Source organism: Polyangium jinanense, from assembly GCF_028435265.1.
Classification (GTDB): domain Bacteria; phylum Myxococcota_A; class Polyangia; order Polyangiales; family Polyangiaceae; genus Polyangium; species Polyangium jinanense.
The window spans coordinates 129,337-152,887 of sequence record NZ_JAGTJK010000019.1 but is presented as its reverse complement, the minus strand read 5'-3'; the positions used below and the strand labels follow the sequence as shown (position 1 = coordinate 152,887).

Genomic DNA, 23,551 nt, shown 5'->3' with positions numbered 1-23,551 from the left:
TCGTGTAACGAGCCCTGCGACGCCATTCTTGCAGCGAACCATGGGCACGTGTAAGCCTCGGCGGTGCATGGAAGCGACATTGATCTGAACCTCGTCCGCGCGTTCGTCGCCGTCCACGTCGAAGGCAGTTTCTCTGCGGCCGCCGCGCGGCTCGGCGTTCCGCGCTCCACCGTCAGCCGCGCGGTCGCCGTGCTCGAAGAAACGCTCGGCGTGGCGCTCTTCCATCGAACGACGCGGCGGGTCTCCATCAGCACGGCGGGCGCTGCATTGTTCGACCGTGTCGCGCCGCTTCTTCAGGCGCTCCAAGCGTCGCTCGCCGATCTGCCGGAGCGCGAGGCGGCCCCTTCGGGCACGCTGCGGCTCACCTCGACCGTCGACCTTGGTGCGATGGTCCTCGCCGAGGCGATCGCGCGGTTTTCGGTGCGTTATCCGAACGTACGCGTCGAGGCGCACCTCACGAATACGGTGGTCGATCTCGTGAAAGAGAGCATCGATCTCGCGATCCGCGTCTGGAGCAAGCCGCTCCGCGATTCGACGCTCGTGGCGCGAAAGGTCGGAACGCTCGCCATCCGCCTGTACGCCTCGCCGTCGTACCTTGCGAGGAGGGGTGTGCCGCGCGCGCCGGCCGACCTCGATGGCCACGACTGGATTGCGTTTCGAGGCGTTCCCCCGCTCTTGCTCTCGGGACCTACCTCGAAGGCGACCGTGTCCGTGACTCCACGTGTCACGGGCGACGACATGTGGTTTCTCCGGGAGGTCATCAAAGCAGGTGCGGGGATCGGTTCGTTGCCGTCCTTCATGGCCGACGCGGACGTCGCTGCGGGCACCCTGGTGCGCGTCCTGCCGCGCTGGCTCGCGTACAGCGGCACGGTCTACCTCGTGCATTCGGGCCGCAAGCACCTGCCCCCGAAGGTCACCGCGTTCCGCGAGCTCGTGGCCGAGATGCTTCGGCAGCGCCCGCTCTCGGGTCCTGACGAAGCCGAGCGCTGATTGTTGCAGAGGTGCACCAAAGATTCCCGTACGCAATCATTGTTATGAGAAGCGCGCGATCGTAGCTTCCGTCCCCAGGAGGCCAGCATGTCCAACTCCGCCGTTCTCGTCACGGGTGCCTCGGGGCACCTCGGTCGTCGCGTCCTCGAACTCTTGCTGGAGCAAAAGGTCGGCCCGATCGTCGCGACCACCCGCACGCCCGATTCGCTGAAAGACTTCGCCGCGAAGGGGGTCGAGGTCCGCCGCGCCGACTTCGACGACGAAAAAAGCCTCGCGGAGGCCTTCCGCGGGGTCGGCCGCGCGCTTTTGATCAGCACCGATTCCCTCGATCGTCCGGGCCGGCGGCTCGCGCAGCAAAAGGCCGCGGTGCGCGCGTTCGAGGCCGCGGGCGTCGAGCACGTGGTCTATACGTCGCTGCCGAACCCGGTTGGATCGCCGATCCTCATTGCGGACGATCACGCCGGGACGGAGGCTGCCCTCGTCAGCAGCCGTCTCGATTTCACGATCCTGCGCAACAACCTCTACACCGACATGCTGTTCGTGTGGCTGCCGCCGGCGCTCGCATCGGGCAAGCTGGTCGACGCGCGTGGAGACGGCGCGATTGCCTGGGTCACGCGCGACGATTGCGCGCGTGCGGCGGCAGCGGCGCTTGGGGACGGCGCGAAGGGGCGACGCACGCTCGACGTCACCGGCCCCGCGGCGCTGACGAGCAAAGAGCTCGCGGCGCTCGCGAGCGACATCTTCGGCCGGCCGATCGAGCACGTCTCGGTCCCGATCGAGGCGCTCGTGCAGGGCATGGTCGACCACGGAATGCCCGAGCCGATGGCGAAGACGTTGGCTTCGTTCGACAAGGGCATCACGAAAGGTGATCTTGCCACGGTGACGGACACGGTGCAGCGCCTCACGGGCCGCGCCCCGCAGTCGGTCCGCGAGTTCCTCGTAACAAACCGAGCCGCGCTCGCGAGCCCTCCGAAGGCCTGAACGCCACACGGCGCCGCGCGGCATGCTCGCGAAACGGAATCAGAGGGCCGCCGCGACGTCGTCGCAGCTCCAGTCTGCGACGTCCATGCAATTCTCGAGCTTCCCCGGGCCCCACGGCGACCACCGGCACGTCATGTCGTCCATGGCCGCGCAGCCGGCCTCGACGCCGCTACCGAGGACGACGTCGCAGATTTGATGCGCCGAGGAAGGCTCCCACGGAACCGGATTGGGACAGCTCCCGATTTCGCACTCCCGATGGCGCGATTGCACCAGCGCCTTGCCGTCGCCCTGCAGGATGATGAGCCGCTCGGTCTCGAAGAACTTGCCACCAGGCACCTCGATGGCGCTCAGCGCGCCCGGGGCGTTCGAAACGATGAGTTTCGCGGCGCAGATGAGGGCGTCCTCCGGCTCCGGGTAGAGGTGAATGCTCATCTGCGGGCAGTCGGTCGGCACGCCGCACGCGAACAGGTCGGTATGCACTTGGCCGCCTCCGGACGAAGACGACGACGAGGACGAAGACGACGACGAGGACGACGAGGACGACGAGGCGGAGGACGAGGACACGGCAGAGGAGGAGCCGCCGCTGCCGGTCGTGTCATCGCCGCCGTTCCCGGACGAACAAGCGGCGAAGGGGAGGGCCAGGGCGAGGGCCAAGGCCAGGGCGGTGTAAGAAAGCGCGTTCGAGTTCATGCGGATGGTACGAACGTAAACCATCTCGCACCCGTTGGGAAAGAGTCGTGCCGCCGAGAGCAAATCCTCAGCGCGGGAGACCTCCTACCGCGTGAAACGCACGCGGATCGGCGGCGTCGCGGCGACCCTCGGCGTGCCCGCTCGATCGAGCGCGGGCGTGTACCTGCGCGAAAGCGCGCAGAGGCGTGCTGCGCGACCGAAGCCATACCCCGGATCGCTCATGACATTCACGGATTGCGGCGTGCCGTCGGCCCGCACCGTGATGACGATCGACACGACGGCCTGATCGATCTGCTCCGCGTCGGCCTCGGGCGGGAAGGGACAATCCCACGCGGAGCTGCCGGCGAGCCCGGGAGGCTTCGACAGATCGGGCCCCTCGGGGGCCGGCGGCGTCACGGGCCCTGGCCCCGTTCCTTTGCCGCCTTCCTTGCCGTCGAGCGAAGCGCCCTTGTTGTACGTCGGCGCCGACCCCGTCCCCGCGGCCGACACCATTCCGTACCCGGGCCCCGCGCCATCACCCGTGACGAACCCTTGCCCCGTCATGTCAACGGGTTCTTCCGGATCGGGCTCCTGCGTGAGCACCTTCGCCGCTTGCGTGGGTGGGGGCGGCGGCTCGGGTTCGGGCCCCTTCGTCGGGGCATTCTCCTTGACCACTGGCGCTGGCGACGGCGGGGCTTCGGGCTCGGGCTCGGGCTCCGGGGGTTTTTCCTCGGGCCTGGGCTTTTCCACCTCTTCGGGCGGCAGAGCGATGTCGTATTCGACAGGGCTCGTCTCGCCGAGGGCGCCTCGCGTGTCGAAGAGCGACATCATCCCCAGCACCGACGCGTGGGACATCAGGGCAAACACGAGGCCGAGCCCCATGCCCATCTGCCCTGCGCGATGGCCGAGGCGAACGACATACGCGAGGGGATCACGACGCTGCTCGGCCGCCCCTCCGTACGGGGTGAACGCTGGGAGCTTTGGATCCTCCCCCTCGAACTTACCTGCCACCGAGCTCATGGTTTTTTCACCTCATGGAGTCGCGGGGACGGGCGGCGTTTTGCCGTCGTCGGCTGCGACGGGCGTCACGCCGAACGCGATTTTCGTAATGCCCGCCCGTTTGAGCACATCGAGCGCGTGAATCACGCGGCCATGCTGGACCGTTTGCTCCGCGCGGATGACGGCGCGCAGATCGGGCGTCTTCGCCTGCGCCTCCTTCGCGAGCGGGAGCGCGGCGTCGTCGTTCGGCAGCTTCTTGCCGTCGATGACCATGTCCCCGTTCGCGCGGAGCTCGACGCTGAAGACCATCTGCACGTCTTGCCCCGGCGAGGCCTTCGGCAGGTCGAGCGGCACGGCCTGCGACACGATGATCTTCGCCGTCACCATGAAGATGATGAGGAGCACGAGGGTGATGTCGACGAGGGGGGTGACGTTGATCCCCTCGACCATGTTGTCCTCGTTGCTCGAGCTCGACGCGGCCATCAGCGATCCTCCTCGCTGGACTCTACCTCGTCCTCGCCCTTCTTCGCTGCCTTCTTGACCGCACCTTCGAGCGCGCTCTCCTTCTCGCCGTGCAGGTGCGCGAGCAGGACACGCGTCAGCGCATCCGTATTCGCGATCGTCGACCTGATGAGCCGCTGGAAGTAGTTGTTCGCGGCGACGGCCGGAATGGCCACCGCGAGGCCGACGGCCGTGGCGACGAGCGCTTCGGCGATGCTCGACATGACCTGCTGCGGGGCCATCGCCGCGGAGGCCGCCTCCGCGAGCGGTTTGTCCGCGGCTTTGCCGAGCGCGTCGAACGCGCCGACGACGCCGATGACGGTGCCGAAGAGGCCGATGAACGGAGCGTTGTTGCCGAGCGTGCCGAGGTAGGCGAGGCGTTTTTCGAGCTTCATGCGTTGCAGCGCGAGCGCGCCCGCCATGGCTTCTTCCGCGGCTTTCGGGCCGCGTTGCGCCTCGACGAGCCCCGCGCTCACGACGGCGGCTTCGGCAGAGGGCGACCGGGCCATGCGCTCGTGCGCCGCCTCGATCGAGTCGAGGAGGGCGCCGCGCAGATCACGCGCGAGCACCACGACATCGTCGCGCAGGGACCAGAAAAACCACGCGCGTTCGACGATGATCGCGACGCTGATCACGCTCAGGCCGATCATGAGCCACATGACCCATGCGGCGCCGAAGCCGACCATGATGCGCTGCAGCCACTCGATGAGATTCATCTTCCATTAAGCCTTTCAAAGCGAGTGCCTTTTCGCCCCGGCTCTTTCCTATGCCGGCTCGCCGGCGGAGCGCGACGCTCATCCGACGAGCCGCGGGATACCTCCGACGAGGGGCCTCCCTCGGAGGACGAACCCCTTTCGCTCGCCGCGCTCGCGCCCCGTGGCGGCGCGCGACGAGCGCTCTCGTGGCTCGTGGCCCAAGGCAAGGTTTTCGTCGGAGGGATCCGACGGCTCGTCGGATCGAAGCTCCACGTGGCGGCCACGCGTGCATCCTTGCACCGAGAACCTTGGCTACTCTTTCCGACCATCCACTCCGTCGCGGCGCTGCCGTGGCTTTCCTCCTGACGTCCTTGGCATCACGGGACGCGCTCGCAGGCGCGCCCGACGAGCCGCCTGGCGCGACCGAGGCCGCCGCGCCGCAACCGGTCGTCGTCCCGCCGCGGCTCACGAACGACCCCGGCGTGAAGTATCCGGAGCAAGCGCTGAAACAGCGGTTTTTCGAGGAAGTCACGGTCGTCCTGATCCTCGAAATCAATGCATCCGGGGCGGTTCGGAAGGCGACCGTCGAAGCACCCCAGGGCCACGGATTCGACGAGGCCGCCGTCGCCGCAGCCGAGAAGCTCGTATTCGAACCGGCCCGGCGGGGCGACAAGAACATCCCGGCCCGGATCAAGTTCCGTTACGTCTTCGTGCCCCCGCCGCCCAAGCTCACAGGACGTGTCGAGCGCCAGACGAAAGGCTCGCCGATCGCCTCCGCGAGCGTCACGGTGCGGACCGCCGACGGCGCCGAGCACACGACGCAGACGGCCGCAGATGGATCGTGGACCCTCGAGAACGTGATGGGCGGCCCGACGCACATCACCGTCGCGGCTCAAGGTTATGAATCTCAATCCGCGGACGAAGAGCTCACGCCCGGGGAAGAGACCAACGTCGTCTTGAGATTGTTGCCCCAGAAGGCCCCCGAGGAGAAAGGCGCCGAAAGCGAGGACGAGCCACAGGTCCAGGAGATCGTCGTCCGCGGGGAGCGCCCGCCCCGTGAGGTGACGAAACGCACGCTCAAGAAGGAAGAAATCGCGCTCATTCCGGGGACGAACGGGGATGCGCTGCGGTCGCTGCAAAACCTCCCGGGCGTCGCGCGGCCGCCTCCGTTCGGCGGCCAGCTCATCGTTCGTGGGTCCGCGCCGCAGGACACGATTACCTATGTCGACGGCACGCCCGTGCCCATCGTGTATCATTTCGGCGGCCTGAGCTCCGTGGTGCCGACGGAGGCGCTCGACAAGATCAACTTCTATCCCGCGAACTACAGCGCGGTGTACGGCCGCGGGATGGGCGGCATGGTCGATGTCGGGATACGTGATCCCAAGAAAGACGGGCAGCTTCACGGCATGGCGCAGCTCGATCTCATCGACGCCCGCCTCCTCGTCGAGGGGACGATTCCGAAGACGGGCGTGAGATTTCTGATCGCCGGCCGCCGCTCGTGGTTCGACGGCTGGCTCGGCCCCGTCCTCACGGCCGCCGGCGCGGGCGTGTCGACGGCGCCGCGATATTACGACTACCAGGTCATGCTCCAGAAGGACTTCGGCCAGAGGGCGTCGCTGCGCCTTCTGTTTTTCGGGTCCGATGACGGTCTCGAGATCTTCAACGAGAACCCGAACGCCGGGGCCACGAGCTTCAGCGGCATCGGCACCCATACGAGCTTCTGGCGCCTCCAGGCCCGCTACGAGCACAAGCTCACGGACAGCACGGAGCTCAAGGTCACGGCCGCCGTCGGGCAGGACTCGATGGATATCGGCTTCGGCGCCCTGGGCTTCACGACGACCGAGCTCCCGATCAGCGGACGCGCAGAGATCTCGCAGAAGGTCATGCGGTCCGTCCGCGCGAACGTCGGGATGGACATGATCTACAGCCCCTATGACCTGCATATCCGCTTTCCGCGTCCCCGCCCGCCGGGGGTCCCCGCGGGTGGACCCGAGGACGTGCCGCTGGAGACGACACAATCCGGAAATCGCCTCTTCGGCGGCATGTACACGGAATGGGAGATCATGCCGTGGCGGGGGATGCGCATCGTGCCGGGGCTCCGCCTGGATTACACGAGCTCGACCCAGAGCTGGGACCTCTCTCCACGCTTGAATTTGAGGCAGGAGCTCACGAGCGGCTCCCCCCGCACGGCGCTCAAGGCGGGCGCCGGCATCTTTTATCAGCCGCCGGGGCCGCTGGAGACGGATCCCGTCTTCGGCCAGGAGGGCCTCAAATCGAACCGGTCCGTTCATTACGACGTCGGGTTCGAGCAGGAGTTCGGCCCCCGGGTAGAACTCTCGGTGAACGCGTTCTACAAGCAGCTCGACAGGCTGGTTTCCGATGGGGCAGGGAACGTCGGGGCGGGGGCCGTCTACGGTACCGAGTGGCTCCTGCGCTACAAGTCCGACGAGCGCTTCTTCGGATGGATTGCCTACACCCTGTCGAGAAGCGAGCGCCGCCCCGAACCCTCGGAACCGTCTGCGCTTTCCCAATATGATCAGACGCATGTCCTCACGACGATCGGGAGCTACAACTTCGGGCGCGGGTATCGGCTCGGCGCGCGTTTCCGCCTCGTCTCGGGGAACCCCTATACACCCACGGTCCGCGGCGCCTATGACGCGACGACCGGCAGTTTTCAGGCGGCGACCGCGTATCCGCCGTATGGCGCGCGGCTTCCGTTCTTCCACCAGCTCGATGTGCGCTTCGACAAGACGTGGACCTTCAAGTCGTGGAAGCTCTCGGCCTACATCGATATCCAGAACATCTACAACCACCAGAACCCCGAGGGGATTGCCTACAACTACGACTACACCCAGTCGTCCTACGTGAGCGGTTTGCCCATTCTACCGAGCCTGGGGCTGCGCGGGGAGTTATGACGAAAAATGCTTGGATCATGGGGGCTGTCTGGATGCTCGGAGCGACGGGGTGCAACTTTCCCGATTTCGCTCCGGAGAACGAGGTGGCGAGCGTGCGTATCCTCGCGACGCGCGCCGACAAGCCCTACGCGACGCCCGGGGATACGGTGAACCTCGATGTGCTCGCCTTCGACGGGCGAAAGGAGAAGGCGCAGCCCATGCGGGTGTTCTGGATTCCGACGGTCTGCACCGATCCGCCGGAGGGCGCGCCTTATGAATGTTATCCGGCCTTTGCGGGTGCGTTTCCGCGAGGCCAAGACCTCACGCCGCTCTTGAAGGAAGGTACTTCGTTCTCGCTCGACGTGCCCGAAGACGTGCTTGGAATGCCGGGGCCGTCCGGACCGCCCGAACCCGGGAGCGTGCCCTTCTACAAAACCCTCGTCGTCTTCAACATGGCGTGCGCCGGGCACGTCGAATACATCGGCGCACGCGGGATGGGCCCGCAGGCCGTCCCTTTCGGCTGTTTTGATGCGGATCGCAAGGAGCTCGGTCCCGAAGACTTCATGTTCGCGTTCTCGCGCGTCTTCGTCTTCCCCCTGCTTCCGAATTCCAATCCCGTGATCGATCACCTCAGCTTCGACTTCGCGACCATCGATCCGAACGACGGCATCACGGTGGATCACTGCACGATGCCGGAGATCGAGCAATGCCCTGTGAAGCCCCTCGACATCTCGGTCCCCGAATCGAGTCAAGAGCCTGATCCCAGCTATCGCACCGCGGACGGTGAGATGGGCAAGGAGAGGATCCTGGTCGATTACTACATCACGGGAGGGCAGGTGAACTCCACGCGCCTGCTCTACGATCCGGAGAGCGGCAAAGTCGGGACGACGGCCGCCGACCTCCGGGCCCCCCTCGCCGCGGGCGAGGAGATGCTTTTTGCGGTGGTCCGCGACAACCGCGGAGGGCTCGCCTGGCTCGAGATCCCCCTGCACGTCCGGTGAGCTCTCCTCGAGACGTCGTTTCCCCGCGGCCGCATCCGTGGGCTACCATCACGACCATGCGCGAGCAGCTCCGGCCCGAGACCCACGTCGAGGTGGTCCGATGACCGATGTCTCCGGGACCGTCGATACGTTTCGATTCCGCGTGCTCGTGGTCGAGGACGAGTGGCCCGCGCGCAACTATCTCGTCGAGCTGCTCGAAGGCTCGCACCTCGCCGAGGTCGTCGGCGCGGTCGCGAGCGTCGGCGAGGCGCGCCAGGCCTTGCAGCCGGCTGCCGCCGGGCTCGAAGTGGACGTCGTCTTCGTCGACATCGTGCTCGAGGGCGACGACGAGACCGGGCTCGATCTCGTGCGGACTTCGGCGCGAAACCCGCGGCGGCCGATGTTCGTGCTGGCGACGGCATTCAAGGAGCACGCGATCGAGGCCTTTGATCTCGGCGTCGACGATTACCTCTTGAAGCCATTCACCGAGGAGCGCGTCGAGCAATGCCTGCGGCGCCTCGCCGCCCGGCGTCGCGTCGTCATGCCCCAGAGCCAGAGCCCGCTCCGGATCGTGGCGCGCCGCGGACGAAGTCTCGTGTTCCTCGAGCAAAACGAGGTCTGGGCATTCGAGGCGGCCGACCGGCTCACCTCGGTGCACACGCCACACGGCACGTTCGACCTCGACCTGTCTTTATCGGCGATCGAGGCCTCGTTTGGCCGGGCGCTCACGCGTGTCCACCGCAACTGGCTCGTGAATGCGGCCCATATCAAGGAGCTCGAACGGGACGGGGGCGAGACGCGGATCTTCGTGGGCGTGGGCATCGGACCCGAGCGGCGCGGCGTGTGCGTGCCCGTCGCGCGCGAGCGCGCACAGGCCGTGCGCGAGATGTTGCTCGCCAGCGCGACGGGGCTGCGCCGGATCTGATCAGGCGAATTGTCGGCGGGGGCAGGGGTCGACCTCGGCAGCCATGCACGTCCCGCCATTCTCGCAGGGCGTGCCCTCGACCGGCAGCGTGTCCGGGCCGTGTCACCCGAGGTCCGCTTTGGGGCCTGCCCAAACCCCCGGCGGGCCGCCGCCCCATCCTCTGGGGCTTCCCCAAAGGCCACGCCGACCGCCGGGACCTTCCTTCGGGGCCTCCCCATGACCCATCCTGATCGCCGGGACCTCCCGTTGGGGCGTCCCCATGACCCATCCTGATCGCCGGGACCTCCCGTTGGGGCGTCCCCATGACGCACCCCGACCGCGGGAACCTCTCTTTGGGGCGTCCCCATGACGCACCCCGACCGTGGGAACCTCCCTTTGGGGCGTCCCCATGACCCATCCTGATCGCCGGGACCTCCCGTTGGGGCCTCCCCATGGCGCACGCCGACCGCCGGGACCTTCCTTCGGGGCCTCCCCATGACCCACCCCGACTGCCCGGCCCTCGCTTCGGGTCCTCGACACTCCGTTTTGGAGCACCAACAGGGCGTCGCCAGCGTGAAACGGACCTCCACCGCCTTGCCACCGGCCCGCTGGAAGAACTGCGCATCGCGCAGTTCTTCCACCCTCGGTCCAGGCCGTGCCTGGTCCGGGTCCAGGGGCGGACAGCCCCTGGTCGGGCCCGGGGTGAAACCCCGGCGCTACGCCCCCGAACCGCCTCTCCCTCAGCGCTTCTTCGTCGTGCGCGTCTTCGTCGTGCGTGCCTTCGTCGTCGTCGCTGGTAGCGCGCGTTTCTTCGTCGAGGCCTTCGTCGCCTTCTTGCGCGTGCCCTCTTCCGTCGTGCCGGGCTTTGTCGCTCGCTTCGCCGGCGCGCGCTTCTTCGTCGTGGTCCGTGCTGCTGCTGCGCGCGTGGCTGCGGGCGTGCGTGAGCTCGAGCGGGGCGAGCGCTTCGTCGTGGCGCGCGCCCGTGCGGGCTTCGGTGCCGGCTCCGAGGGCGGGGCCTCCTCCTCGACAGGCTCCTCGACGGGGAGCACTGCGCCGTTGCCGTTTGCGTGATGCAGCGGCTCGGGCGCCTCCGGTGTTGGCGCGGGCTTCGCGCGCCGCTGCGCGCGGGCAGGCTCGGCAGGGGGGGGCGGGGGAGACACGGCGGCCGTCGCCGAGACGAGCGGCGCGCCTGCGTCGGCGAGCAAGGTGTCGACCTCTGCCGCGAAGGCCGCGACGTGCATGTCGACGTCGCGCGCGTCCTGCTCCGAGAGCGGCGTGTAGACGACACGTACGCTGCGACCGTCCGGGATCTCCCACTGCGCTGCGTTGCCCGTGCGGCGGAGCGTGCGCGTGGCTGCGCGATCGATGAGGCGCGTCAGCCGCGCCCGCTCCGAGGGGCTGACCTCGTGCGTGAGCTGTGCTGTGCGTTCGAGCGTCGGCAGCTCCACCACCCCTCGCTCGACGAGCGCGCAGAGCTCGTCCGCGACGGCTTCTTCCAGCTCGAGGTGCAAGTCTGGGTTTGCCGGCGGCTCGGGCACGAAGACGGCTTCGCGCGCGGCTGGATCGTAACTCTCGAGACGCGCGCCTGCGACGAGCCCGGCGCGCTCGAGCGCGATCACGAGCGACTGTGGCCGCGCGCGTTTGCCCGCGGTGGCGGCGACGTACCCGAGCAGATCGAGCTCGACACGCACGACCGCTTCGTCCTGCGAGGCGCTCGCTTCACGCAGCGCGATGCGGGCTGCGTCGAGCACTTCGCGCTCGACGACGCTGCGATCGGCGAAGACGTCTTCGAGATGCTCGGAGGCGAGCAGCGCTTGCGCCACGCGGCCCGTGAGCCGCGAGAGCGCCTCGCGCGTGGTCGGATCGTCGGCTGCGTCGGCGCGCAGTGCGCGCTCGGCGAGCGGCTCGACGTAACCGGACATCGCGTCGTCCACGGCGCGGACGAGCGCAGCTGTCCCGCCCTTGACGACGAGGATCCGGCCTCGACCTTTGAGACCCTCGACGATGCGGGAAGCGAGCTTGCGCGAGAGGTTCAGCGCGTTCACGAAGCCTGAAGGTTACACGCTTTGGTGCGCGTGGGCCGCCGATTCGGCCGCGCACCGTGCGCGCAAAAAGATGGCAGCGATACGAGGGGAGGGGACAAGACGAACGTCCGCGCAGAGCGGCGGACGTCCGAGGCGCTAGTCGGTCTCGACGAGCTTGACGACGACGTCGCCGACGCGAGCAGGCACGCGGGCCTTTGCTTCGGCGAGCGTTCCGGGGCGAACGCTCACGCGCACGACGAACCCGATGCCGTCTTCGCGCTCGACGCCGACGCCGGCGCAGAAAGGCTCTGCGCCGATGTCGTTCTTCAGTTGTTCCTTCGCGCGGCGCGCGGAGCCGACGTCGCTCATTGGATCACTCGCTGTAGCCGACGGCGAGGACGCGGAAGGTGTCGGGCGGAGCGGCGACGTTGTAGATCTTCGCCGTGAAGATGCCGCCCGAGTTGGAGTCGAGATCGTTGCCGGCGACGAGGGCCTGATCTGCGCCGCAGATCTTGCCTTCCTTGTCGTAGAGCGAGACGAGCGCCCACACGCTCTTCGCCTTGAACGCGCTCTCGTTCGTGATCTTGCCCTCGACCTGGTGGGGGTTGAAGCCCTTCTTGGCCGTGAACTTGGTGTCCGAGATCTTGAGCTTCGCGGCCTTGCCCGTGAAGAACGGCTTCATCGGGTTCGACTCGGTCTTGTACGAGGCCCACTTCGTCGTCTTGTAGAGCGAGAACGTGCAGGGGACCTTCTCGCCCGGCGCGAGCTCGCGGATGAGGCTCGAGCAGGTGCCGCTGTCGATCGCGGTGTTCGCGTCGTCGTAGAACGTCACCTTGATGTTCGGGAAGCCGAGCGGATCCTTGCCCGTGTTGTGGATCTCGCCGACGAAGTGGATCGTGCTGCCGTACTCGGCCTTGTAGTTGCGGAGATCCTTCAGCTCGGCCTTGAGATCACCGGGCTTCGCGGGCTTGGTGAGGTCGCCGAGATCGCCGAGCTTCGGGCCGTCCGGGTTCGCCGAGTCGAGCGGGATCGCCGCGATCGCCTCGGACGTCTTCTTGGCCGCGTACCAGAAGAAGCCGACGACGCCGATGATGGTGACCAGGAGGAGGCCGCCGCAGCCGAGGCCGATGATGAGGCCCATGTTCGGGCCCTTCTTCTGCTGCGGGATGATCGGGGCGCCCATGGGAGGTCCACCCATCGGAGGCCCGCCCATCGGAGGCCCGCCGAAGTTGCCGCCGGGAGGAGGGCCGTAGCCGCCGCCGGGAGGAGGACCGTAACCGCCGCCGGGAGGCCCGCCGGGAGGACCACCAAAGCCGCCGCCGCCGGGAGGACCGCCGGGGGGACCACCGAAGCCGCCGCCGCCGGGAGGCGCGCCGGGAGGACCGCCGTAGCCGCCGCCGCCGGGAGGACCGCCGCCGGGAGGACCACCGTAGCCGCCGGGAGGCGCGCCGGGAGGAGGACCGTAGCCGCCGGGCGGGCCACCGCCGAAGCCGCCGGGCGGGCCACCACCGCCGAAGTTGTCACCACCGGAAGGCGGCGCCCCCGGGGGAGGTGCCGGAGGCGGCAATCCGCCACCACCGGGTCCAAATCCATTTGCCATGCGCGGCTCTCCCGTCGTGTTCTCGATCATGGCGACGGAGTATGCCGCAAAATGGGGAAGGACGGGCAAACGGATCCAGACGAGACGAACAGGATCCGCCGGTCGGGGCTGCGCGGCTGCTGCTAGGATCGACCCTCATGACGAGCCTGTCGCGGAAGGCGACCCGCACTATCCTTGCGATTTCCATGGTCTTCGTGTTCGCCGGGGGAGGCACGCTCGGTTGCGGAGGGGCCTCCGAGAGCGGGGCCGGGCCTGAGACGGCGGCGAGCCAAACCGCCCCGAAGGCCGAGGAGCCGCTGCCGGGCGAGGAAGTCGTGGAGGATTCGGGGACCCTCGATATCCTCTCGGATCCCCCGCAAGACGTGCTGCTCGACGGCAAGCCGATCGGGAAGACGCCGCTCACGAATTACCGGGTGAAGATGGGGAGTCACGACGTGACGTTCCTCGATCCGGCCGAGGGCGATCGGACGATGAGCGTCAATGTTTCGCCGGGCGATCACCAGACAGTGAAGCTCGATCACCCGCCGAAGATTCGCGAGCAGAAGTAACGCGGCGAGCAGCGACGAGAGGGGGACGCGAGACGTCCCCCTCGGGACTATAGATGCCGGCGCGCGATCTCGGCCCACGTGCCCGTGGGTTCGATCTCGAGGTACTTGCGCCAGCACGGCCGCGCCTTCGCGCTCTCGCCGACCTGCTCGTACGCCATCGCGAGGTTGAAGTAGGCGTCGGCGAAGCGCGGATCACTCTCGATCGCGCCGCGGAAAAACTCGACGGCCTGCGCCGCGTGACCACGTTCGAGCATGACGTAGCCGAGGTTGTACTGCGCCTCGGGTTGCTTGCGATCGATCTCGAGCGCGCGTCGATAGAGCGACTCGGCCTGCGCTTCGTCGCCGCGACGGAAGCAGATGTTGCCGAGGTTCGTGTACGCGATCGCGAGCCACGGATCGACCTCGAGCGCGCGACGGTAAAGCTCCTCGGCCTCGGTCATCGTGGACGGGTTCTCGTCGAGCTGGCTGGCGCGCACGTAGATCTCGTACGCGGTCTTCGCGCGATCACGACCGACCATCGGACGCAGGACGCGCACGACGTCGTCGCGCAGCGACTTCACGTCGAAGTCGAGCACCATCTGCCCGGTGAGCGGTTCGAACGTGCCCGCCGCGCTCTTCACGACGACGCGCTGTCCATCGGAGACGATGCGCAGCTCGGCGAGCGGGCGCGTGACCTTGGGCAGCGCGCCGCGGATGTTCTCGACCGCGCGCGCGACGTCGCGGAGACGCACCTTGCGCGCGAGCAGATCTCGCGCGGCGCGCAGCGCGATCACGTCCGAGAACGTGTACGCGCGGCGGCCCTTGCGACGACCGCTCGGCGAGACGATGCCCGCGCGATCGAGGGAGCGCAGGCGGCCCGCGGAGATGCCGAGCAAGCGACAAACCTCGGCGCCGGTGAACATGTCGCTCACGGGCTCGCGCGTCTGCGGTACGGGCAGCTCCGCGGGCAAACCCGACGGGGCGGGATCGGGCAGGCGCTTCGGAGGCTCGGCGACACGTCCACCGCCCGGCCCGAAGATCACGTGGATGACCTTGTTTTGCTCGGGGTCGCGGCGTTCTTTGTTGTTCATAACGCTAGAGAGGTCGCGAGGAGCGAAGAGCGAGCTTAGCGCGACGCGCCGCTCGCGGCGGAGGCATGTACGACGGCGACGACGTCGACCACCACGGCGACACCCGCGGAAGATGTGCGCACCTCGATCTCGGCGCGCACCGGTCCGAGCTCCCCCTGCACACGTGTACACGCCTCCCTTCGCGCAATGCGGAGCGCGCGGAGCTTGAGGTGTGGGTCACACGCGAGGAGCGCGGCCATGGACGCGAGGTCGGGATCGGGCAGCGTGCCACCGCGGGAGCGCGCGAGCAAAAGCACGCTCGTCGAGCCGTAGTAGACGACGCCGTCTCCTTCGGTGATGGGCATGCCCTCGCTGACGATGTCCGCGCCTTCGACCATGGCGCGGACGAGGCCGTCCTCGGCGGCGACGAGCTCGAGCTGCCTGCGCCGGACGAGGGGCCCCGGGCCTGCCTTGGCGATGCCCGGACGCGGGAAAGGAGGGCGATTTGCCATCGGCGGCGGATCGTAGAGATCTCGCGCGCCGGGATCGAAAAAACGGCCACGATCGCGTGGGAACTTGCGCTCGGGGGTGGTTCCGTGCCTCGGCGGTTTCGTGCGCGGGACCGCATGAACTTGGCCCTCGGACGTGTCGTCTGCGAGGGTCGCGGACGAGGAGCGAAACCGAGATGGGATACCCTGGCGTCGAGCGTCGAAGGCACTGCGTCTACGTCACGCGAAACACGGAGTACCACATGCGCGACGGGGTCTGCGTCGCGGTGCGGGACAGGCGGACGGGGAAGTTCGTCCCCGCGCACATCGCGGTCTCGTTGAAGCTCGAAGGGGGCGTGCGGCTGTTCCCGAACGGCGCGGTGATCCCGCGCATCGAGACACCCGGCGTGGGAGACGCGATCTGGTTCGCGACGGCCGTCGACGCGAGCCGGCAGATCGTGACGAGCCGGATCGAGGCGATCGAGCGTCCGTCGAAGGACGTCGTCGCCTCGTACGCGTGAGCGTGATCAGCCGATGTTGCAGAAGTGTTCGTAGTCGATGTAGCTCGTGATCGTCGGATCCGAGCCGCAGACGGGGCAGGTCTTGTCCTTGCGGAGCTTGAGCTCGCCGAACTTCATGCGCAGCGAGTCGTAGGTGAGCAGGCGGCCGATGAGCGGGCTTCCCTGGCCGAGCACGAGCTTGATCGCCTCGGTCGCCTGGATCGTGCCCACGACGCCCGGGAGGATGCCGAGCACGCCGGCCTCCTGGCAGCTCGGCGCGAGGTGCGGCGGCGGCGGCTCGGGGTAGAGGCAGCGATAACAAGGTCCGCCGGCCGCGGGGTGGAAGGTCGTGACCTGACCCTCGAAGCGGAAGATCGAGCCGTGCACGACGGGCTTCTTCATCCACACGGAGGCGTCGTTCACGAGGTAACGCGTGGGGAAGTTGTCGCAGCCGTCCACGATGATGTCGAAGTCGCGGAAGATGCGCTCGACGTTGTGGCTCGTGAGCCGCTCCTCGAACTTCACGACCTTCACGTCGGGGTTGAGATCGCGGATCGTCTTCTCGCCGCTTTCCACCTTGGGCAGGCCGACGCGCGACGTGGCGTGCATGATCTGGCGCTGGAGGTTCGAGGCGTCGACGACGTCGGCGTCGACGAGGCCGAGCGTGCCGACGCCGGCCGCGGCGAGGTAGAGCGCAGCGGGGCTGCCGAGGCCACCCGCGCCGAGCAGCAGGATTTTCGACGCGAGGAGTTTGGCTTGCCCCACTTCGCCGACCTCGGGCAGGAGCAGGTGGCGCGAGTATCGATCGCGCTGCGCGTCCGTGAGCTGGGGCGGGGTCTCCATCGGATACCCGAGATCCTTCCAGCGCACGAAGCCGGGGTTCGCGCTCTCGACGTGCGTGTAGCCGAGATCGATCAGCGTCTTCGCGGCGAGCGCCGAGCGCGTGCCGCCCGCGCAGTAGAGGACCACGGGCGCGTTCTTGTCCGGGACCTTCTGCTCGATCTGCATCTCGAGGAAGCCACGCGGGACGCTGATCGCGCCCGGGATGTAGCCGGCGCGGTTCTCCTCTTTCTCGCGCACGTCGACGAGCACCATCGGCTCGCGGGCCTCGAGGCGGCGCTTGATCTCCTCCAGAGTCACGGTCGAGACGGTCTTGCGGACCTCGGCGATCAGATCGGTGTAGGTCGTCGGCATGCGGCTCCTCGGTGGGCGGAGACGGGTTCGTCGTTCGGACGTGGGATGCCGTCAAGGGTGGCCCGGACGGCCGACCCGCGCACGTGGCGGGTCCTTGCTCACTTGGGCGCGGGCAGGTCCTCGGGGCGCGCGCGCAGGCCGGGCAGGACCTCGTCCTTGCGGAGGCCACCCTCGCACACGAGCTTCACCGTGCGCTGATCGGGCAGGATCTCCTCCAGCGTGACGATCTGCGTCTTCGCCTGGCAGAACGCGACGAGCTTCGCGCCCGGCAGGAGGCGGCCGAGGCGCAACGTGCCGCGCTTGACCTGGATCTCCTTGTCGTCGGCGAGGCGCTTGACCGTGACGTCTTGCCCCTTCACGGCCGAGACGATGCCGAGCTCGAGGTTCGCCTCGCCCTGGCGGAGCGGCGCCCAGACGCGCGTGCCGACGAGCTGATCGTCCGGCGGGATCCACTCGGTCGTGTTCTTCGGGGCGAGCCGCGCGAGCGGCGCCCAGCCGACGGCGCGCTCGAGCTGCACGTCGAGCGAGGCGCCCGCCGGATCGACGTCCGTGACGAGCGCGAGGTCCTTGGTTTGTCCGAGGATCCACACCTCGGTCGCGGGCGCGAGATCCCGCTTCGACGGGGCGTCGCTCTTCGCCGCGGGCAGGACCGCGACCTTGCCGTGCGCCCAGCGCTTCTCGGCCTTTTTGCCGGGCTTCATCTTCACGCGCTGGGCCTCGACCCAGACCGCGAGCGCCTGGCGCTTCTTCGCCACGACCTCGGGCGCCGTCTTGTCCTTGGCGACGGGCGCCATGTCCGGGCCCACGATTTCCCAGCGCGCGAGCTTGATGAGCTTGTCGACGTCTTCGAGCGCCTTCAGCGCCTCGCGGCCTTGCCCCACGGCCCGCGCCGCCATGCCCGCGATCTCGGGCGTGATCGCCGCGCGCACCACGCCGAGCAGGCCCTTCGCGCCTTCGTCGCCGATGTCGCCGTTCTTCTGCGCCTCGTCGATCTTCGCGATCGCGTCGGCCCAGCGCTTGGCCTTGAGCGGCTCGTCGAGCTCGGCCTTCTTCGCCTCGAAGATCGTGGTGTCGACCTCGGTCACGAGCTTCTTCTGCGCGGCGCCGCCGAGCACCGTCTTCGTGTCCTCCGAAGCGACGAGCGTGCGCGCCGCGGCGTACTTGCCCGCCGTCGTGGCCTCGTCGATCCGCGACTGCACGCACGCGAGGGCCTGCGCGCCGATGAGGCGACGGAGCTCGCGGACGAAGACATCACTCTCGAGATCGCGCATCGGGCCCGCGATCTCGCCGAACGCGCCCTTGCAGTCGCCGTCCTTCAGCGACGGCTCGACCTCGTTCGCCCAGAGCTTGGCGTGGCGCTTGTCGACCTTCTCGAGCTGCTCGGTGATCTGGAAGCTCAGCGACTCGACGTTCAGGTCCTTCGCCTGGCCGAGGAGCTTGCGCGCCTCGTCGAAGTCCTTGGCGTTGTAGGCCTCGTCGGCCTTCTCGATGAGCTTCTTGGCGTTTTCGATCTTGGACTTCTCGGCGCGCTCTTCCGCGCTCTCCGGCGGCTTCGCGGGCTCCGGCGGCGGGCCGCACGCGACGAAGGTCGCGGCGAGGCAGGCCGCGGCCGCGAAGCGCGCGAGGATCGTCGCGGCGCGCTGCGAGGTGCTCGGGAGGTGACGGAGGCTCGTTCGCATGGCGCGGGACTCTCCCATCCCACAACCTCGATCGTCAACTCGCGCGAGCGCCGAAACCTCTCGGCTTGACCGAGGTCCCCCGGCGTCCTAGGACGGCCGGACCATGGCGGACGAGTCGAAGCAGGGGGAGCAGGGCCCGACCGAGGGGACCCGCACGTTCAACAAGCCGCGGGTCACCATCAACCGGGTCTACACGAAGAAAGGCGACACCGGCGACACGGGCCTCGTGGGCGGCCAGCGCGTCCCCAAGGATGACGACCGGATCGAGGCTTACGGGACGGTGGACGAGCTGAACTCGTTCGTCGGCGCGGCCCGGCAGTCGATCCTGGAGGGGGTCGCCGTTGCGACGACGCGCCCGGAGAGCGCGGCGCCGCTCCGGGAGCTCGCCGATTCGCTCTGCCGGGTCCAGCACGAGCTCTTCAACCTGGGCTCGCTCCTCGCGACGCTGCCCGAGGACGTGCATCCGCGCCAGCCCCGGGTCACGGCCGCCGACGTCGAGCGGCTCGAAGAAGAGATGGATCGCTGCCAGGAGGAGCTGCCCGTGCTGCGCTCGTTCGTGCTGCCGGGCGGCTCGCGCGCGAACACGGACCTTCACGTTTGTCGGACGGTGTGCCGGCGCGCCGAGCGGCTCTGCGTGTCGCTCGCGCGGGAGACGGAGGTCGATCCGCTCGCCGTGACCTACCTGAACCGCCTGAGCGACGCGCTCTTCGTGTGGAGTCGCTTCGTCGCGCTCCACCTCGGCACGGGCGAGGTGCTCTGGGAGCCGGACAAGTCGGCGACGGGCCAGTCGAAGGCCCGCTGACGAACCGAGGCCTCGCCCACCACGAGCAAGAGGCCGTAAACGATCCCCACGTACACGAGCCCGAGCACCACGTCGATCACGTAGTGGTGCCCGAGGTAGACCGCGGCGAACGGCATCACGAGCGCGTAGGCGATTTGCAGGGCGCGCGAGGGCGCGCTCGCGGTGCGGAACGTCGCGATCAATCCATAAAGCGGATACGTGACGTGCAGCGAGGGGAGCGCGCCGAAGACCACGGCGCCGTGACCGTAGAGCGACGCGAAGTAGCCGTAGCCGAGCCACGCGTCGACCCGCGTGAGCGCGGCCGGTGAGCCGTGCGCCGCAAGATCGATCCCGCAGCCGTGCGTCGCGACGTACCAGGGCGGCGCCGCGGGCAGCAGCAGGTACGTGGCGAAACCGAGGACGTGCGTGCCGAGCGCGAGCCTCGTGAAGGTCCGCGCCGCGTCGGGCTTCTTCACGCAGAGGTAGGTGTACTGCGCCGCCATGATGCCGAGGTACGAGCCGTACGGCACGGCGCAGAGCAGATCGAGCGCGGGATGCGCGAGGCCCGCGAGCCACTCGTTCGGCGTGACGATCGCGCCGTGCACGCTCACGCCGAAGAACGCGAGCTCCACATCGCGCAGCTCGCAGCCGAGGACACGCGAGGCCGAGACGCTCGCAGGCCACAGGTACCGGAGCGCGTCGTACAGAACGAAGAGCGTGAGCGCCGGGATCGCGCCGACGTAGAAGCGACGCACGCGCTCACCGCAGCAGGCCGCCGTCGTGGCGAGGGCCGCGGCGAGGAGGATGTCCCAGCGCAGCCTGTCGACGGCCGCGACGAGCGCCGCGTATCCGATCCAGGGGAGGGCAGGCAGGAAGAACCAGCGCTCCCGGAGAGCGCGCGCTCGCGCCGCCATGGCTCGCCTCAGTGCTCGACGGGGAGCGGACCACGCGCGCCGGCGCCCTTTCGGGCAAACGACTTCTTCGCGTCTTTCGCCGCCGCGGGACGCGGATCGCGCAGCGCCGCGCGGGTCCTCGCGACGAGCAGGATCGACGCGACCGTGCCCACGACCGCCACGAGGCCCACGCCCAGGAGCGTGAGCGGCCGAGGCATGCCGCCGAGCACGTTCGTGTACGGAACGAGCGGCCCGAGGAGCAGCGACGCCGAGAGGTACACGACGCGCTCGTGCCTGCGCATGAGGCCGTTCGGGAGCACGAGGTTGTGCTGATCGGCCTTCGCACGCGCGTAACTCACGAGCGACGAGGCGACCATCGCCGCGAGCGGGATGACGAGCGAGAGGACGTTGTGCCGGTAGTAGATCGCGAGCCCGATGAAGGGCGCAGCGTCCGCGATGCGATCGACGAACGAGTCGAGCACCGCGCCCGACGGCGACGCGACGCCGCGCGCGCGTGCCACCATGCCGTCCAGGGCATCGAGCACCGATCCCACGATGACCACGGCCGCGGCCTCGGCGAAGCGCCCCGTCGCGGCGAGCGGCAGGCTCGCGCAGCAGAACACGAGCGAGGCATACGTGCAGGCGTCCGGCGAGACGTGCAGCGCGATGAGCGCTCGTCCCGGCGCGTGCATCGCCCAGTAGAAGGCCTCGACGAGCCAGCCGGGCAGGAGCGCGCTGCCGGGCGAGGGCCCGAGCCGCGGGTGCGACGCCCGTCCAGAGCGGGCCACACGAGTCGCGTAAGCCGCGACCACCATCGTGCACAGAAGAAGCGCCACGAGCGTGATGACCATGGTCACGACGTCCCCTGGTGCACGAGGCGCGCCCGCCCCCGCTGCGCGGTTTTCAGGCGGGTGCGCTGCATGGTTTGCTCGCTCGTTCGCTGGGGCCCCTCGCCGTGCTGCGTCAGTCGCAGCCGACCCGGCGCATCCGGATGCCGGCGTCTTTCTCGGCCCACGCCACGCCGAGCTCGCTCCCCGAGAACGCGACCGCCGGGTAGCGCGCGTTTTTGCCCGAGACGCGCAGCGTGGCTCCGTCACGCGCGAGATCCGGGCCGAAAACCGAGAGGAAGATCGAGGGCGGACCGCCCTGGAACTGGTAGTAGGTGACGGCCGTGCGCTCGCCCAAGACGGTCACGATGGGCCAGTTCGCGCTGCCCTCCGCGTCCTCGACGCGCACCTCGCCCTGCTTCGCGCCGCTTGCTGCCGCGCGCACAAGATAGATGCGCTCCGCTCCCTCGCGCGTGTCCTCCCACGCGACGAGCGACGCGCCGCTCGCATCGATTGCCACGCTCGGCAGCCGCGCCTCGCCGGCGCCCGTCCGCACCACCGTCCCTGTCACCGAGCTTCCGGGCATCCCTGTTGTCCGCGCGATCGAGAGCTCGGCGCCCGTGCTCCACGCCACGGCAAGCTCGTTGCCTCGGCTCGCGAGCGCCGGGAAACGCGCTCCGGGCAGCGCCGTTGTCGAGCTCATGCCCCCGCTGCTCACGAGCCCGAGCCGCACGCCCGGCGTCTCCATCCACGCCACGGCGAGTCCGCCCGACATCGGCGCCGTCGCGGCACGTGCTTCCGTTGCGTCGCTCGTGCCGAGCTGAATGGGCTGCCCGGTCGGCGTCCCGTCCGCGCCGAGCGCGAGCGCCTGGATGACGAGCCCGGACGGACCCACGTCCTCCCACGCGATCATCGGCCCGCTGCTCGTCGCCTGCAGCGAAGGGACAGCGTGCGAGCCTGCGAGCGTGGCCACGACGTGCGCGGGCGACACACTGCCGTCCGTGCCGATCCGCGCCACCCGCACCTCATCCGTCCCACCCGTGAGCGTCTGCCACGCGACGAGGTAGCTCCCGTTCGCCCACAGGATCGAGGGTGTCGTCCCGTCCTCCTGGCTCACGACCACCGTTTCGCCGAGCGGCGCGCACGCCGCCTCTTCGCCGCCCGGTCCTGCATCGGTCGTCGCCGGCGGCTCGGGCGGCTTCGCCCCGGACGGCTCCGGCACCTCGTCGCTCCCGCAGCCAAGGGCCCCGAGCGCCGCTCCGAGCCCCAACAAAAACATCAAGGACATCCGAACCATAACTATCCCCCCTGATCACGCGCCGGCTGTCCAGGGCGCCGCGAGGCGCGTGCGTCGTCAAACGCCCGCATCCCTCGCTCGGACCTCCGGCCAAGATTCGTTCGAGTATGCGGTGTTACTCATTCTCGGCCACGCCGTACGCTGGCAACGAACTCGTCCGTTTACACACCACAAATGTGCGTGAATGTGTTTGTTGGACCACAATCGATCGCATGCAGCATCAAGTGCGCGGCGGGGAGCGCTTGCGGTGGATCGGGGCGCTTTGGCTCGTGGGGGTCCTCGGGGTTGGGGAGGCGCGCGCGGAGTCTGCGCGGGGAGCGGCGCCTGCGGCGGCAAACCCGACGACGGTGGCGGTCCCGATCCCGGGATCCAATCTCGTGCGAGGGCGCGCGAAGGTGATCGTCGCCGCGCCGATCGACGCCGTGCGCGCGCGGGTGCTCGCGTTCGGCGACTACGCGCGGTTCATGCCGCATTACAGCCGCTCCAAGATCCTCGGTCGCACGAAGAGCGGCGATCGCGAGATCTACATGGAGGTCACAGCGCTGCACGGAGCCGTGCGCTTCTGGGCGCGGATGGCCGTTCGCAAATTCGTGGCCACGGCGGGGGGCGTCGAGACCTACGACGTCTCGATGCTCGAGGGCAACGTGAAGGACTTCCACGCGGTGTGGCGTCTGCGCGCGATCGACGAAGCGCACACCGAGCTCGAGCTCGAGGTCTTCCTCTTGCCGCGTCTGCCGCTGCCCACGAGCTTGCTCAACACGGAGAACCTAAAGGGCGCGAGCCAGGGCGTCCACGCGATGCGATCGTTCGTGGAGGGAAAACGCTGAACGCTTGGAGGCGCTGCGCTGGGGCGTTGCCCCAGGCCCCACCAGGGGTTGTCCACCCCTGGACCCGGACCAGCGCAAGCGCTGGACTCGGGGTCGATGAACTGCGCGATGCGCAGTTCATCGAACGGGCCCCTGCCAGCCAAGACAGCAGCGCTGACATCTCAACCGGCAACGGGCCTGTGGGAAGAACTGCGCATCGCGCAGTTCTTCCACGAACAGTCCAGGGCTTGC

At 68.7% G+C, this 23,551-nt stretch carries 23 protein-coding genes and 1 pseudogene; 10 read left to right on the top strand and 14 right to left on the bottom strand.

Going from position 1 to position 23,551, the window contains the following annotated elements:
* Positions 1 to 63 precede the first annotated feature (63 nt).
* Positions 64 to 990: a LysR family transcriptional regulator gene (locus tag KEG38_RS29465; RefSeq protein WP_272423225.1), complete on the top strand. Its 927-nt coding sequence runs from the start codon at positions 64 to 66 to the stop codon at positions 988 to 990.
* Between the two features lie 87 nt (positions 991 to 1,077).
* Positions 1,078 to 1,971 carry an SDR family oxidoreductase gene (locus KEG38_RS29460; protein ID WP_272423224.1) on the top strand — a complete coding sequence of 298 codons (894 nt, stop codon included), beginning with the start codon at positions 1,078 to 1,080 and terminating at the stop codon, positions 1,969 to 1,971.
* Positions 1,972 to 2,010: 39 nt separating this feature from the next.
* Here the strand turns inward: KEG38_RS29460 and KEG38_RS29455 are convergent, their stop codons facing one another.
* The gene (locus KEG38_RS29455; RefSeq protein WP_272423223.1) at positions 2,011 to 2,403 is read right to left on the bottom strand and encodes a hypothetical protein; all 393 of its coding nucleotides are present in this window, start codon (positions 2,401 to 2,403) and stop codon (positions 2,011 to 2,013) included.
* Here KEG38_RS29455 and KEG38_RS29450 point away from each other — a divergent pair.
* Positions 2,396 to 2,641, top strand: coding sequence for a hypothetical protein (locus tag KEG38_RS29450; RefSeq protein ID WP_272423222.1), 246 nt, complete (start codon positions 2,396 to 2,398; stop codon positions 2,639 to 2,641). The two genes, KEG38_RS29455 and KEG38_RS29450, sit on opposite strands and share 8 nt — an antisense overlap.
* A gap of 104 nt (positions 2,642 to 2,745) precedes the next feature.
* Here the strand turns inward: KEG38_RS29450 and KEG38_RS29445 are convergent, their stop codons facing one another.
* The 3 genes from KEG38_RS29445 to KEG38_RS29435 are packed head-to-tail and all read right to left on the bottom strand — an operon-like array spanning position 2,746 to position 4,856.
* Positions 2,746 to 3,660: an energy transducer TonB gene (locus KEG38_RS29445; RefSeq protein WP_272423221.1), complete on the bottom strand. Its 915-nt coding sequence runs from the start codon at positions 3,658 to 3,660 to the stop codon at positions 2,746 to 2,748.
* 12 nt (positions 3,661 to 3,672) lie between these two features.
* Positions 3,673 to 4,122, bottom strand: a complete 450-nt coding sequence (locus KEG38_RS29440) for an ExbD/TolR family protein (protein ID WP_272423220.1) — start codon at positions 4,120 to 4,122, stop codon at positions 3,673 to 3,675.
* Positions 4,122 to 4,856 (bottom strand): MotA/TolQ/ExbB proton channel family protein, encoded by a 735-nt coding sequence (locus tag KEG38_RS29435; RefSeq protein WP_272423219.1) that lies wholly within the window; start codon positions 4,854 to 4,856, stop codon positions 4,122 to 4,124. Before KEG38_RS29435 ends, KEG38_RS29440 begins: the two co-directional genes overlap by 1 nt.
* Before the next feature lie 350 nt (positions 4,857 to 5,206).
* Between KEG38_RS29435 and KEG38_RS29430 the strand changes: the two genes are divergently transcribed.
* The 3 genes from KEG38_RS29430 to KEG38_RS29420 all read left to right on the top strand — a co-directional run bounded on the left by KEG38_RS29430 (position 5,207) and on the right by KEG38_RS29420 (position 9,634).
* Positions 5,207 to 7,750, top strand: coding sequence for a TonB family protein (locus KEG38_RS29430; protein ID WP_272423218.1), 2,544 nt, complete (start codon positions 5,207 to 5,209; stop codon positions 7,748 to 7,750).
* A 17-nt stretch (positions 7,751 to 7,767) separates the two neighbouring features.
* Positions 7,768 to 8,730, top strand: a complete 963-nt coding sequence (locus tag KEG38_RS29425) for a hypothetical protein (protein ID WP_272423217.1) — start codon at positions 7,768 to 7,770, stop codon at positions 8,728 to 8,730.
* Between the two features lie 100 nt (positions 8,731 to 8,830).
* Positions 8,831 to 9,634 carry a LytR/AlgR family response regulator transcription factor gene (locus KEG38_RS29420; protein ID WP_272423216.1) on the top strand — a complete coding sequence of 268 codons (804 nt, stop codon included), beginning with the start codon at positions 8,831 to 8,833 and terminating at the stop codon, positions 9,632 to 9,634.
* 719 nt (positions 9,635 to 10,353) lie between these two features.
* Here KEG38_RS29420 and KEG38_RS29415 read toward each other — a convergent pair.
* The 3 genes from KEG38_RS29415 to KEG38_RS29405 all read right to left on the bottom strand — a co-directional run bounded on the left by KEG38_RS29415 (position 10,354) and on the right by KEG38_RS29405 (position 13,267).
* On the bottom strand, positions 10,354 to 11,658 hold the full coding sequence (locus KEG38_RS29415; RefSeq protein WP_272423215.1) for a hypothetical protein: 1,305 nt from the start codon (positions 11,656 to 11,658) through the stop codon (positions 10,354 to 10,356).
* 135 nt (positions 11,659 to 11,793) lie between these two features.
* Positions 11,794 to 12,006 (bottom strand): hypothetical protein, encoded by a 213-nt coding sequence (locus KEG38_RS29410; RefSeq protein ID WP_272423214.1) that lies wholly within the window; start codon positions 12,004 to 12,006, stop codon positions 11,794 to 11,796.
* A gap of 4 nt (positions 12,007 to 12,010) precedes the next feature.
* Complete coding sequence (locus KEG38_RS29405) at positions 12,011 to 13,267, bottom strand: FxLYD domain-containing protein (protein ID WP_272423213.1); 1,257 nt, start codon at positions 13,265 to 13,267, stop codon at positions 12,011 to 12,013.
* Positions 13,268 to 13,374: 107 nt separating this feature from the next.
* On the opposite strand from KEG38_RS29405, the gene KEG38_RS29400 reads away from it, so the two are divergent.
* A complete protein-coding gene (locus KEG38_RS29400) occupies positions 13,375 to 13,785 on the top strand; it encodes a PEGA domain-containing protein (protein ID WP_272423212.1) in 411 nt (136 codons plus the stop codon).
* A 47-nt stretch (positions 13,786 to 13,832) separates the two neighbouring features.
* Here KEG38_RS29400 and KEG38_RS29395 read toward each other — a convergent pair whose 3' ends face one another.
* Together KEG38_RS29395 and KEG38_RS29390 are read right to left on the bottom strand one after the other, a co-directional pair.
* Entirely contained in the window at positions 13,833 to 14,855 is a 1,023-nt protein-coding gene (locus KEG38_RS29395; protein WP_272423211.1) for a tetratricopeptide repeat protein, read from the bottom strand.
* A gap of 35 nt (positions 14,856 to 14,890) precedes the next feature.
* On the bottom strand, positions 14,891 to 15,346 hold the full coding sequence (locus KEG38_RS29390) for a hypothetical protein (RefSeq protein ID WP_272423210.1): 456 nt from the start codon (positions 15,344 to 15,346) through the stop codon (positions 14,891 to 14,893).
* A gap of 173 nt (positions 15,347 to 15,519) precedes the next feature.
* Here KEG38_RS29390 and KEG38_RS29385 point away from each other — a divergent pair, with 173 nt between their 5' ends.
* Positions 15,520 to 15,843, top strand: coding sequence for a hypothetical protein (locus KEG38_RS29385; protein WP_272423209.1), 324 nt, complete (start codon positions 15,520 to 15,522; stop codon positions 15,841 to 15,843).
* Positions 15,844 to 15,849: 6 nt separating this feature from the next.
* On the opposite strand, the gene moeB is transcribed toward KEG38_RS29385, so the two are convergent.
* Both moeB and KEG38_RS29375 read right to left on the bottom strand, forming a co-directional pair.
* On the bottom strand, positions 15,850 to 17,016 hold the full coding sequence (gene moeB / locus KEG38_RS29380) for a molybdopterin-synthase adenylyltransferase MoeB (RefSeq protein ID WP_272423208.1): 1,167 nt from the start codon (positions 17,014 to 17,016) through the stop codon (positions 15,850 to 15,852).
* Between the two features lie 98 nt (positions 17,017 to 17,114).
* Positions 17,115 to 18,695: a hypothetical protein gene (locus KEG38_RS29375; RefSeq protein WP_272423207.1), complete on the bottom strand. Its 1,581-nt coding sequence runs from the start codon at positions 18,693 to 18,695 to the stop codon at positions 17,115 to 17,117.
* Between the two features lie 103 nt (positions 18,696 to 18,798).
* On the opposite strand from KEG38_RS29375, the gene KEG38_RS29370 reads away from it, so the two are divergent.
* The gene (locus KEG38_RS29370; protein ID WP_272423206.1) at positions 18,799 to 19,497 is read left to right on the top strand and encodes a cob(I)yrinic acid a,c-diamide adenosyltransferase; all 699 of its coding nucleotides are present in this window, start codon (positions 18,799 to 18,801) and stop codon (positions 19,495 to 19,497) included.
* A gap of 44 nt (positions 19,498 to 19,541) precedes the next feature.
* Here KEG38_RS29370 and KEG38_RS29365 read toward each other — a convergent pair.
* From KEG38_RS29365 to KEG38_RS29355, 3 genes and pseudogenes are all read right to left on the bottom strand, one after another.
* Positions 19,542 to 20,390 (bottom strand): annotated as a pseudogene (locus KEG38_RS29365) (phosphatase PAP2 family protein); the annotation flags it as partial.
* 8 nt (positions 20,391 to 20,398) lie between these two features.
* Positions 20,399 to 21,220 carry a CDP-alcohol phosphatidyltransferase family protein gene (locus tag KEG38_RS29360; protein ID WP_272423281.1) on the bottom strand — a complete coding sequence of 274 codons (822 nt, stop codon included), beginning with the start codon at positions 21,218 to 21,220 and terminating at the stop codon, positions 20,399 to 20,401.
* A gap of 112 nt (positions 21,221 to 21,332) precedes the next feature.
* Entirely contained in the window at positions 21,333 to 22,478 is a 1,146-nt protein-coding gene (locus tag KEG38_RS29355; protein WP_272423205.1) for a hypothetical protein, read from the bottom strand.
* A gap of 227 nt (positions 22,479 to 22,705) precedes the next feature.
* Here KEG38_RS29355 and KEG38_RS29350 point away from each other — a divergent pair, with 227 nt between their 5' ends.
* Positions 22,706 to 23,320 (top strand): type II toxin-antitoxin system RatA family toxin, encoded by a 615-nt coding sequence (locus KEG38_RS29350; RefSeq protein ID WP_272423203.1) that lies wholly within the window; start codon positions 22,706 to 22,708, stop codon positions 23,318 to 23,320.
* Positions 23,321 to 23,551: the final 231 nt, after the last annotated feature.